The following is a 12,072-nucleotide window of genomic DNA, read 5'->3' on the forward strand; positions in this document are numbered from 1 at the left end:
GAAACACTTTCCCGGAGCGCGCCCGGATTGAAGCCACTATTCTGTCCGGGAGCCATAACGGGAAGTCTCATGTTCAACCGGTGCTGTTTTTCATTTCTCAAGACGCTTGTACTTGTTGCTTGCCTCACCCTACTGGCAGCCTGTAGCGCCAGCAGGCTTGCGTACAACAACCTGGACTGGCTGATCAACTGGAAAGTGAGCGATTACATATCACTAACCGGGGATCAGAAGCGCTGGCTGCGAGCCCGCACCCAAGAGCAGCTTGCGTGGCACTGCAGCGTTGAGCTCCCCCGCTATCTGCCGCTGCTCGACCATCTCGAGACCAGTCTGCGTGACGAGCAACTCGACTCCTCCATGCTCTCACAAGGATTACCGCGGATCGAAACGGCCGTGGACAGACTCCTGACAGAGATCGCACCCACCGTATCAGGATTGCTTCGCCAGCTCGACGCCCGGCAGGTCGAAGAACTCAAAGCCAACCTGCAGAAAAAACACGCGGAACTGGTAGAAAAGTACGTTGAACCAGACCTGACAACACAGCATCGCGAACGCGTAGACCGGGCGCAGGAACGTCTGGAAGACTGGCTGGGTCCGCTCGACAAACAACAATATGCCAGACTCTCCGACTGGGCTGACCAGCTACAGGGACATAGCAGCATCTGGCTCGACAATCGACTCGCCTGGCAAAACGCCTTTCTGACTGCAGTGGAAAACCGCGGCAAGCCGGAATTCGATCAACAGATAACAGAGCTGCTGATTGAACGTGAGCAGTTCTGGATCGACAGATATGGGCGGATCGCCGACATCAATCAGGAACAGGGCGCACGCCTTCTGGCTGATCTCATGAACCTGGCTAGCGACAAGCAAAAACAGCATCTAACCAAGCGTTTCTCGACCCTGCGAGCTGATATGGAAGCTTTGCAATGTACTAAAGCATGACGCTTGGTAGATACCAGGACCGTCAAGCCTGCTGCAGCTCCGCCAATATCCTGTCCAACGCCTGGGCAGGCGCTGCCGCACGGGTAATGGGTCGACCAATTACCAGAAAGCTGCTGCCATTGGTCATCGCCTGAGCGGGTGTAACAATTCGCTTCTGATCGTCAGCGCTTGCATCCGAGGGCCGAATGCCCGGGGTCACCAGCAACAGATCATCACCCAGCGCCCCGCGTAGCGCCCTGGATTCGCGCGCGGAGCACACCAGACCGTCTAGGCCACATTCCTGAGCCAGGCGACCTAGACGCTGCACCTGCACCATTGGCTCTATATCTACTCCGACTTCCTGCAGGTCCTCCTGTTCGAGACTCGTCAGCACAGTGACCGCTATCAACAGTGGCCGATGTCCCTCCCTGGAGTGCAGGATTTCTGTGCAGGCATTCATCATGCGTCGGCCGCCGCCAGCGTGGACATTGACCATCCATACGCCCAGGTCCGCCGCTGCCCTGACCGCACTGGCTGTTGTGTTGGGGATGTCATGAAACTTGAGATCCAGAAAGACCTCAAAGCCACGTTGGTGTAATTGCTCGATAACAGCTGGTCCGCTGCTGGTAAAAAGCTCTTTGCCCACCTTGAGGCGGCATTTGGCAGGATCAAGTTGTTCAGCCATGGCAATGGCTGAAGCGGCTTCGGGAAAGTCCAGGGCTACTATTACCGGGGTATCGCAGGGCATGTATCGTTCCTGTAGAAATTAGTGATGCTGTTTCGCTGTTTCATGACCCTTGAGAGGTCTGATCGTGGACCAGCCATGGCATGTCGGACACTGCCAGTGCAAACGCTTGGCCAGAAATCCGCATGAAGTACACCGGTAGCGATGCTTTTCGCGCACCAGGGCTTCGACGACACCGCGCAGAATCAGCAAATTCTCCTTCCCCTTGGCGTCCACGTGATCCAGATGCAGATCAATCAGATACATGAGCCCCCGCAATGAGGGCTGGCTCTGTATATGCTGTAGAACGAAACGACTGACGTCGCTGATACTGGCAGTAGGTCGCATATCATCAGCCCGGGCCAGAACGGTATCAATCATCGGCGGCCCACGATCTATCGCTGCATCCAGATATTCACCCAGATTGAGGACGCCATTATCAGCGCCACTCCTGGCAAGCGACAAGGCTTCTGGCACCATGTCGGAATCGGTCACTGCAAGGCGCTGCAGATAATTGGCAGCCTCCCTGTGCTTGCCCTGGCTCTGCTCAAGCTCCGTCAGTAGCAGATAGGCACGGATACATCCCGAATCAGCCCTGAGTGCATTCTGAAGGTATTTGCGCGCCTGGGAAACCTCCTGCTGGCGAATCGGCTCAAGCGCCATCTCGCAATAATAGTGAGCCAGGGTAACCGCGAATTCCGCTCGCTCACGAACCAGCTTCTCGCCGACCACGGTCGCTTGAGACCATTCATGCTCACGCTCGTATACCTTGACCAGATCTACCAGCGCCTCAGCCCTCAACGGTGAGCCGTTTTCAACCAGTTCTTCCAGAAGACGCTCAGAACGGTTGTGCATCCCTACTGCCAGATAATCACGAGCCAGCTCCAGCTGTACGTTATCAGCCTGGTGACGACTCAGATTGGGACGGGCAAGCAGATTCTGGTGGACCTTGATCGCGCGCTCCACATCGCCGCGTTGGCAAAACAGCTTACCGATCGCAATATGGGTTTCCACCGTTTCGGGATTCACTTCCAGGGCGCGGATGAAGGTCTCGATGGCCTCGTCCGGCTGCTCGTTAAGCAGGTAATTAAGCCCAATGAAGTATTGGCGGTCCAGAGCACTGCCGTGTGGCTGAACCATGAAGCCGACCTTGATTGCTTCCCGACGACCCAGGAACCAGCCAATACCAAGAGCCAGTACGAAGAGCCCGAGGAACATCAGTTCCTGCATGAATATCAGCCTTTGATTGCCTGGGTGCGTAGCTTGTCGACTTCCTTGCGATAGCGGTTTAGCTCGTTGCTTTGCACCATCAGTTTTAGGCGCAGACGCGTGGTGATCAGCCAGCCGATGAACACGCCCAGCAAGCTGCCGAGGATAAAGGCAATAATCACAAACAGGGATAGGGGCATGGCGGGAGAATGCAGCTCGAGAAACTGAAGTTGAGTGCTCTGTTGATTTTCCAGAACAAAATCCAGCGTTGCCAGTGCGACGAGCAAAAGAAAAATTATTAGCACCGCGCGCTTGAGCCATTGCATACCACACTACTCCAGTCCGTTCACATCTGGGCAGTATAGCCTAGTGCCAGGCGCGTGAGATACCGCTTCAGGCCATCTGCAGTGACTCGTTGACCCGGTCACGCAGCTCCTTGCCAGGCTTGAAATGCGGGACATACTTGCCATCGAGCTCGACAGAGTCGCCTGTCTTGGGGTTGCGGCCGACTCGCGGGGCGCGGTAATGCAGGGAAAAGCTGCCAAAGCCGCGGATCTCTATCCGCTCCCCGGTAGCAAGTGCCTGAGACATATGCTCCAGCATGGTCTTGATCGCCAATTCGACATCCTTGGCTGATAACTGTCCCTGCTGCTCGACTATGCGCTCGATCAACTCCGACTTGGTCATGATTTTCCTTTTTTATCAAGCGGCTAGATCACCTTTTACTCGGTTTTACCATGCTTGGGACCTAGCGGCAAGCTGTAAGACCCGAGCCGCCAAGCGGCAAGCTCCAAGCGGCAAGCGGCAAGCAGTTCCTGCAGTCAGATGAGCTTATGGTCGGCAAGAACTTCTCATGAATGGCGGGCTCTACGGAGTTATGTCTCTCACTCGAAACGAGCCAGACTCGGATTGCTTCTAGCTTCTAGCTTGTAGCTTGTAGCTTGTGGCTTGTGGCTTGTAGCTTGTAGCTTGTAGCTTGTAGCTTGCAGCTTGCGGCTGATTTGCGGGCACAAAAAAGGGCGACCGAAGTCGCCCTTTTCAGGAACTACAAGAACGTGGATCAGTTGTTCTTGTTTTCCATCTGCTGCTTGATCAGATCACCGATGGTGGTCGGACCGGAAGCGGTCATTTCCTGCTGACGCAGGCCCTGAATCGCTTCTTTCTCGTCTTCAACGTCTTTCGCCTTGATCGACAGGCTGATCACGCGGCTCTTGCGATCGATGCTGATGATCTTGGCTTCGACTTCGTCGCCAACGTTCAGGACGTTACGTGCATCTTCAACGCGGTCACGGCTGATCTCGGAGGCTTTCAGTGTGCCTTCGATTTCTTCGGCCAGCGTGATGATGGCGCCCTTGGCGTCAACTTCCTTGACGATACCGTTGAGGATGGTGCCTTTCTCGTTCAGGGAAGCGAAGTTGGAGAACGGATCGTCTTCCAGCTGCTTGATACCCAGGGAGATGCGCTCACGCTCGGGATCAACCGACAGGATGACAGTCTCGATCTCGTCGCCCTTCTTGAAACGGCGTACGGCTTCTTCGCCAGCTTCGTTCCAGGAGATGTCGGACAGGTGAACCAGACCGTCGATGCCGCCGTCCAGACCAATGAAGATACCGAAATCGGTGATCGACTTGATGGAGCCGGAAATCTTGTCGCCTTTGTTGAACTTGCTGGAGAACTCTTCCCACGGGTTCATCTTGCACTGCTTGATGCCCAGGGAGATACGACGACGATCTTCGTCGATATCCAGAACCATGACTTCCACTTCATCGCCAACCTGCACGACCTTGGAAGGATGGATGTTCTTGTTGGTCCAATCCATTTCGGATACGTGTACCAGGCCTTCAACACCCTCTTCCAGCTCGGCGAAGCAGCCGTAGTCGGTGAGGTTGGTGACCTTGGCGGTAACACGAGTACCTTCAGGGTAACGACCGGTGATGGCGACCCATGGATCTTCACCCAGCTGCTTCAGACCCAGGGAAACGCGATTGCGCTCGCGGTCGAACTTCAGCACCTTGACGTCGATCTCGTCGCCAACATTGACGATTTCGGAAGGATGCTTGATACGCTTCCAAGCCATGTCGGTGATGTGCAGCAGGCCGTCTACGCCGCCCAGATCGACGAATGCGCCGTAATCTGTGAGGTTCTTGACGATACCCTTGACAACCTGGCCTTCCTGCAGGGTTTCCAGCAGGGCTTCACGCTCGGCACTGTTCTCGGCTTCGAGGACGGCGCGACGGGAAACGACAACATTGTTGCGCTTCTGGTCAAGCTTGATGACCTTGAATTCCAGTTCCTTGCCTTCCAGGTGCGTGGTGTCGCGCACAGGGCGGACATCGACCAGAGAGCCCGGCAGGAACGCGCGGATGGTGTTGACGTCGACGGTAAAGCCACCTTTGACCTTGCCGTTGATAACACCCTTGACGATTTCTTCTGCGGCGAAAGCTGCTTCGAGGACTTTCCAGGATTCGGCACGCTTGGCCTTCTCGCGGGAGAGTTTGGTTTCACCGAAACCGTCTTCGACGGCTTCCAGTGCAACGTGAACCTCATCACCCACCTTGATCGTCAGCTCGCCCTGATCGTTCAGGAACTGCTCACGGGGGATGACACCTTCAGACTTCAGGCCAGCGTGAACTGTGACCCAATCGGAGTCGATGTCCACGATGATACCGGTGATGATAGAACCCGGCTGCATGTCGAGGGAGACTAGACTTTCTTCAAAAAGTTCGGCAAAGCTTTCGCTCATTTGGAATCCTGTAAATGGTTATAAAGGCAGTAACCGCCTGGCCGCTTGCTTCGCGCGCCCTGCAGCCAACATACCCGCCACATCACCAGCTGATGTGGGTTGATTATTAAATGCCCGTTGCCGGCCAGGCTGGTTTTCCGGCAGCGGATGCCCTGATCAGCCCTGCAGGTCGCGTTTGCGCGCTTCCGTCAGAACCTTTTCAAGTACTTCTTCAATCGACAGACTGGTCGAATCAAGCACGATTGCATCGTCAGCCGGACGCAAGGGCGCCACGCTGCGACTCATATCCCGCTCATCCCGGGCCAAAATCTCATCGAGAAGACTCGCCAGATTAGCAGCTTCACCCTTTTCGAGCAACTGCTTGTGGCGCCGCTCGGCCCGGATGTGCGGGCTGGCGGTCAGAAAGATCTTCAGATCGGCATCGGTGAAGACTACTGTACCCATGTCACGACCATCCGCTACCAGGCCGGGCGCCTCGCGGAAGGCGTGCTGGCGCTGCAGCAATGCTTCGCGCACCACCGGAATCGATGCTACCTGGGAGGCTCCAGTACCCATGGATTCGGTACGGATGGCCCGTGTTACCTCCTCGCCCTCGAGAATGATCCGCTGCTCGCGATTGCCGCTGTCGGCCAGAAACTGCACATCCAGGTGAGCGGCCAGAGTCTTAAGCGACTCTTCATTGGTCAGGTCCACGCCGTGATTCTGCGCCGCAAAGGCCAGCAATCGGTAAAGGGCACCTGAATCGAGCAGGTTCCATCCTAACTTCGCTGCCAGCAAACCGGCGATTGTTCCCTTGCCGGAACCGCCAGGCCCATCGATGGTGATGACCGGTATGGCTTGATCTGTCACGCGCCCTCCTCTAGCCGAACCTTGATGCCGACCGAACTGGCCAGCTCCACGAAGCCCGGGAATGATGTCGCCACATTGGCGCAATCCGTGATCTGAATATCGTGCTGCGCCCTGAGCGAGGCAACACTGAATGACATCGCGATGCGGTGATCGCCATGACTTGCAACCGAGCCGCCCTGCATCTGACCGCCATCAATAATAATGCCGTCGTGTGTCGGCTCTGCCTTGATGCCCAATGTCTGCAAACCATCGGCCATAACCTGGATGCGGTCGGACTCCTTGACTCGCAGCTCCTCGGCGCCGCGCAGGATCGTGCGGCCCTCGGCGCAGGCGGCAGCGATGAACAGTACGGGGAATTCATCGATAGCCAACGGCACCTGATCTACCGGGATATCGATACCCTTCAGCGCCGCCGAACGAATTCGAATATCAGCAACGGGTTCACCGCCGACTTCACGCTCGTTCTCCAGGGTGATATCGCCGCCCATCTCGCGCAGGATATTGATCACGCCGATGCGGGTCGGGTTGATGCCGACGTGCTCGAGCAGCAGATTTGAGCCTTCGGCAATGCTCGCCGCCACCATGAAAAAGGCTGCCGAGGAAATATCCGCCGGCACATCGATCTTGCAGGCCGTGAGTTTGTGGCCAGGTTCAATGGTAACGGTGGCACCATCGACCGCTATTGGATAACCAAACCCCTTGAGCATGCGCTCGGTGTGGTCGCGGGTTGGAGCAGGCTCGGTTACCGAAGTACGACCCGAAGCGTAGAGACCCGCCAGCAACAGGCAGGACTTAACCTGCGCGCTGGCCATGGGCATGCTGTAATCCATACCGACCAGCCGACTGTCACCCTGGATATGCAATGGCGGACGACCGTCTTCCCCAGTCTCGATGCGTGCGCCCATTTCCCTCAAGGGTTTGGCTACTCTGCCCATCGGACGATTGGATAGTGAAATATCACCGGTCAAAATGGTATCGAACTGCTGGCCCGCCAGCAGGCCCGAGAGCAACCGCATGGAGGTGCCGGAGTTACCCACATAAAGTGGGCCCGGAGGAGCCTGCAGCCCCTGCAGACCCACCCCATTGATGGTCACCCTGCCATGGTCCGGGCCTTCTATGACAACTCCCATATCACGGAACGCCTGAAGCGTGGCCAGGCTGTCCTCACCTTCGAGGAAACCCTCTACATGGGTGACTCCCTCGGCGAGCGAGCCGAGCATGATCGAGCGGTGGGAAATCGACTTGTCGCCGGGGACGCGGATAGTACCTTGAACGCAGCCACCGGGGCTGGCGATAAAATTGACGGATTGAGTCTGCATAGGTTCCACATAGGCCCTGCGGGCCAGAATATTGCTGAAATGTTCGCGGGCTGATTTGGCCCGGGTAAAGACGCCCAGCAATGCTGTAGCGTCCCCCTCTTCTATTGCCGTGCGCACACGCGCCAGATCCCGGGTAAAGGCGTCGAGACTGCGCAACACGGCGTCCTGATTGGCGAGAAAGATATCCCGCCACATGGTCGGGTCGCTTGCAGCGATTCGGGTAAAGTCGCGGAACCCACCCGCTGCGTAACGGAAAATCTCGAGATTCTCGCTACGCGATGCCAAGGTATCGACCAGCGAAAACGCCAAAAGATGAGGCAGGTGACTGGTCGCAGCCAGCACCTCATCATGGTCGGCTAACGCCATGTGCTCCACATCGGCACCGAGGACCTGCCAGAGCCCGCTCACCTGCTCCAGAGCCACCGGATCCGTTCCTTCCAGTGGCGTCAGAATAACCTTGTGGCGCTGAAACAGCTCTGCATTTGCCGCCTCCACGCCGCTGCGCTCGGATCCAGCAATCGGATGGCCAGGCACGAAATTGGCAGGCACCGCACCAAATGCCTTGACCACTGCATCTACCACTGCGCCCTTGGTGCTACCAACATCAGTAATCACTGCCTGCCCAAGGCTCATCTGTGCCAACTGCGCCAGTACTTTTTCCATGGCCAGAATTGGCACCGCCAGGAGGATCACATCAGCTCCCTCTACCGCGCCTTCAAGGTCGGCGGCGACACCGTCCACGACACCCAGGGGTACAGCGAGATTGCGTGCCACAGGATCTGCATCATAGCCAATGACTTCGCCACACAGGCCAGATTCACGCATTCCCTTGGCAAAGGATCCACCGATAAGACCCAGACCAACTACGGTCAGGCGCCCGAGCTTGCCGGTTGTATATGACCGTTGTTCAAGATCATCCATTCAACAGAACCTGCTTCAGCACATCGAGAAAGCGCTGATTCTCTGCCGGCAAGCCAATGGAAACACGCAAGTGGTCCGGCATGCCGTAATTGGCCACCGGACGTACAATCACGCCTTGGCGCAGCAGCTCCTGAAATACTGGAGCGGCCTCACGACCCAGATCAACCGCGATAAAGTTACCGCGCGAAGGAATCCATTGGAGTTTCAGTGCTGTGAAACCGGCCTCCAACTGCGCCATACCCTCACGATTGATGCGGCGGCTCTCGGCCAGATAGGCATCATCTTCCAGGGTCGCCAGCGCTGCAGCCTGGGCCAGACTGTTGACATTGAATGGCTGACGGACACGATTCATGGCATCAGCGATCGCCGGCTGGCAGATGCCATAACCCACGCGCAGGGCCGCAAGGCCATAAGCCTTGGAAAAGGTCCGTGACACCAGAAGATTGGGATACTGTTTCAGATAATCCAGGCCGTTGGGTACGTCGGTGGTTTCGACGTACTCGGTGTAGGCCTCGTCGAGTACCACAATAACCTGTTCCGGCACCCTGGCAAGAAAGCGTTCCAGCTCGCCCTTCTCGATCCAGGTGCCCGTGGGATTGTTTGGGTTGGCGACAAATACCAGCCGGGTTTTCGCTGTGATTGCCGCAGCCATGGCGTCCAGATCGTGACCCCAGTTGGTCGCGGGCACGACAACTGCCTGCGCGCCCACCGCCTGGGTGACAATCGGATAAACTGCGAATGCGTGCTCACTGAAAACCACCTCGTGCTGAGGCCCTACAAAGGCGCGGGTGATCAGCTCGAGAATATCGTTGGAACCATTACCCAGAGTGATCATTGTTGGAGTCACGCCCAGGCGCTGCGAGAGCGCCTGCTTAAGCGCAAAACCATTGCCGTCGGGGTAGCGAGTCATGTCGGGTAGCACGGCTTGAATGGCGGCAATCGCCATGGGGCTAGGCCCGAGTGGATTCTCGTTACTGGCCAGCTTGACGATATCATCTGGACGCAGCCCGAATTCCCGGGCCAGCTCTTCCACAGGCTTGCCTGGCACGTAAGGAGACAGCTTTTGTACGCCCGGCTGAGCCAGGGCAAGGAAATCGCAGGTCATGACACAAGCCTCAAGCTATAAGCTGCAAGCCACAAGCCGCTCCAGACTGCCGTTACTTGCAGCTTGCCGCTTGCAGCTTGTCGCTGTGGATTCAGAGTACCGCCTTCGGATAAGACCCGAGCACCTTGAGTGCCACGGATTCGTCGTTGATCTTCTCCAGAGCGTCCTTGATCAGCGGGTCGTGCTGGTGGCCGAAGAAGTCGATGAAGAATACGTAGGTCCATTTGCCGCTGCGCGACGGTCGGGTTTCGATCCGTGACAGATCCACACCGTTGTTGTGGAATGGCTGAAGCAGATGGTGCAATGCACCGGGCTTGTTGCGCATGGAGACAATGACCGAGGTCTTGTCGTCGCCGGTGGGCGGCACCATCTGGCTACCGATAATCAGGAAACGAGTCGAATTGTCCGGCCGATCCTCGATTTTTTCGGCGATCTTGCTCAAGCCGTAGAGCTCGCATGCCATATCACCGGCGATGGCAGCTGAGTTCCACTCACCTTTGACCCGCTTGGCGGCTTCCGCATTACTGGCGACCGCAACGCGCTCGACATTCGGATAGTGTGCGTCCAGCCACTTGCGGCACTGGGCAAGGGACTGGGCGTGGGAGTAAACACGGGAAATCTTGTCAGTCTTGGTGTTTTCACCCACCAGCAGGTGGTGATGAATGCGCAGCTCGACCTCACCGCAGATCACCATATCGTGCTCGAGGAAGCTATCCAGGGTGTGATTGATCGCGCCCTCTGTGGAATTTTCCACCGGCACTACACCAAATTGCACAGCCCCAGCCGCCACTTCGCGGAAAATCTCATCGATCGCCGCCATCGGCACGCTGACCACCGAGTGACCGAAATGCTTGATTGCCGCCGCCTGGGTAAAGGTCCCTTCCGGCCCCAGATAAGCGACCTTGAGCGGTTGTTCAAGCGCCAGACAGGCAGACATGATCTCACGGAACAGACGGGCCATCTCTTCGTTGTCGAGCGGCCCCTTGTTCAGCTCCATGATGTGCTTTAACACCCAGGCCTCGCGCTCAGGACGGTAGAACACAGGCTCGATGCCCGCTGGCAGCGACTTCTGCTTGACCTGAGCAACGGTCTGCGCGCACTGGGCACGTTCGCTGATCAGTTCGAGAATTTTTTCATCGAGCGAATCGATACGCTTGCGGAGCGCTTTGAGTTGGTCTTCGTCGGACATGCCAATCAACCCTGTTGCTTTTCGAACTCGGCCATGTAGGCCACCAACGCATCGACCGCCTGCTGGGTAACGGCGTTATATATCGACGCGCGCATCCCACCAACGGAACGATGGCCCTTGAGATTAAGCAGCCCGCGCTCTTCGGCGCCGGCCAGAAAGAGCTTGTCGAGGCGGTCATCAGCCAGACGGAATGGAACGTTCATCCAGGAACGATCTGCCGGATTGATGGGGTTGCTGTACAGCTCACTATTGTCGATCGCCCGATACAAGGTCTGTTGCTTAACCTTGTTTATCCGCTCCATCGCCTCCAGACCGCCTTGCTCCTTGAGCCATTTAAAAATCAGACCTGCCAGATACCAGCCGAAGGTTGGCGGCGTGTTGTACATGGATCCGTTTTTCGCTGCCACCGCGTAATCGAGCATGGTGGGGCAACTGGCGCGTGCTGCACCGAGCAGATCCTCACGCACGATCACCACGACCAGACCACTGGGCCCGATATTCTTCTGCGCGCCGGCGTAGATCATCCCGAACTTCGACACGTCCAGCGGACGCGACAGAATCGTCGAGGACATATCGGCGATCAGCGGTGTGTCACCCACTTCGGGGATCCAGCCGAACTCCAGACCGCCGATCGTCTCATTCGGCGTGTAATGCACGTAGGACGCAGCGTCAGACAGCTGCCAGTCGTTCTGGCCGGGAATCGCAAAGTAGTCGTGCGCTTTTGCGCTGGCTGCAACATTGACGTGACCGAAACGAGCGGCCTCTTCGATTGCCTTGGCCGACCAGATACCGGTATCGATGTAGTCTGCACTGCCATCTTCCGGCATGAAATTCAGCGGGATCTGGGCAAACTGCTGGCTCGCGCCGCCCTGCAGAAACAACACCCGGTAATTGCTCGGTATGTTCAGCAGGTCACGCAGGTCCTGTTCGGCCGTCTCGGCAACGCTGGTGAATTCTTCGCTGCGATGGCTCATTTCCATGACGGAAAGTCCCTTGCCCTGCCAGTCAAGCAGCTCGGTCTGGGCCTGCTGTAATACCGCTTCAGGCAGCGCGGCCGGGCCGGCGCAGAAATTGAACAGTCGATTGCTCACGTCA

Annotated in this window: 11 protein-coding genes; 1 reads left to right on the plus strand and 10 read right to left on the minus strand. The window is 57.1% G+C overall.

Going from position 1 to position 12,072, the window contains the following annotated elements:
* Positions 1 to 69: 69 nt before the first annotated feature.
* Entirely contained in the window at positions 70 to 939 is an 870-nt protein-coding gene (locus FZF01_RS06805) for a DUF6279 family lipoprotein (protein ID WP_150277386.1), read from the plus strand.
* A 22-nt stretch (positions 940 to 961) separates the two neighbouring features.
* On the opposite strand, the gene pyrF is transcribed toward FZF01_RS06805, so the two are convergent.
* From pyrF to serC, 10 genes are all read right to left on the minus strand, one after another.
* Positions 962 to 1,666: an orotidine-5'-phosphate decarboxylase gene (pyrF, locus tag FZF01_RS06810; protein ID WP_150277387.1), complete on the minus strand. Its 705-nt coding sequence runs from the start codon at positions 1,664 to 1,666 to the stop codon at positions 962 to 964.
* 18 nt (positions 1,667 to 1,684) lie between these two features.
* On the minus strand, positions 1,685 to 2,872 hold the full coding sequence (gene lapB / locus FZF01_RS06815) for a lipopolysaccharide assembly protein LapB (RefSeq protein WP_150277388.1): 1,188 nt from the start codon (positions 2,870 to 2,872) through the stop codon (positions 1,685 to 1,687).
* Between the two features lie 5 nt (positions 2,873 to 2,877).
* Positions 2,878 to 3,177 (minus strand): lipopolysaccharide assembly protein LapA domain-containing protein, encoded by a 300-nt coding sequence (locus FZF01_RS06820; protein ID WP_150277389.1) that lies wholly within the window; start codon positions 3,175 to 3,177, stop codon positions 2,878 to 2,880.
* Between the two features lie 67 nt (positions 3,178 to 3,244).
* Complete coding sequence (gene ihfB / locus FZF01_RS06825) at positions 3,245 to 3,538, minus strand: integration host factor subunit beta (RefSeq protein WP_150277390.1); 294 nt, start codon at positions 3,536 to 3,538, stop codon at positions 3,245 to 3,247.
* 373 nt (positions 3,539 to 3,911) lie between these two features.
* Positions 3,912 to 5,594, minus strand: coding sequence for a 30S ribosomal protein S1 (gene rpsA, locus FZF01_RS06830; protein WP_150277391.1), 1,683 nt, complete (start codon positions 5,592 to 5,594; stop codon positions 3,912 to 3,914).
* A gap of 156 nt (positions 5,595 to 5,750) precedes the next feature.
* Positions 5,751 to 6,443 (minus strand): (d)CMP kinase, encoded by a 693-nt coding sequence (gene cmk / locus FZF01_RS06835; protein WP_223825426.1) that lies wholly within the window; start codon positions 6,441 to 6,443, stop codon positions 5,751 to 5,753.
* The gene (locus FZF01_RS06840; protein ID WP_150277392.1) at positions 6,440 to 8,683 is read right to left on the minus strand and encodes a bifunctional prephenate dehydrogenase/3-phosphoshikimate 1-carboxyvinyltransferase; all 2,244 of its coding nucleotides are present in this window, start codon (positions 8,681 to 8,683) and stop codon (positions 6,440 to 6,442) included. Before FZF01_RS06840 ends, cmk begins: the two co-directional genes overlap by 4 nt.
* Positions 8,676 to 9,788: a histidinol-phosphate transaminase gene (hisC, locus tag FZF01_RS06845; RefSeq protein WP_150277393.1), complete on the minus strand. Its 1,113-nt coding sequence runs from the start codon at positions 9,786 to 9,788 to the stop codon at positions 8,676 to 8,678. The genes FZF01_RS06840 and hisC overlap by 8 nt, the downstream gene beginning before the upstream one ends.
* A 91-nt stretch (positions 9,789 to 9,879) precedes the next feature.
* Positions 9,880 to 10,977: a prephenate dehydratase gene (gene pheA / locus FZF01_RS06850; RefSeq protein ID WP_150277394.1), complete on the minus strand. Its 1,098-nt coding sequence runs from the start codon at positions 10,975 to 10,977 to the stop codon at positions 9,880 to 9,882.
* Between the two features lie 5 nt (positions 10,978 to 10,982).
* Positions 10,983 to 12,068, minus strand: a complete 1,086-nt coding sequence (gene serC / locus FZF01_RS06855; RefSeq protein WP_150277395.1) for a 3-phosphoserine/phosphohydroxythreonine transaminase — start codon at positions 12,066 to 12,068, stop codon at positions 10,983 to 10,985.
* Positions 12,069 to 12,072: the final 4 nt, after the last annotated feature.

It is taken from the genome of Halopseudomonas salina, assembly GCF_008641105.1.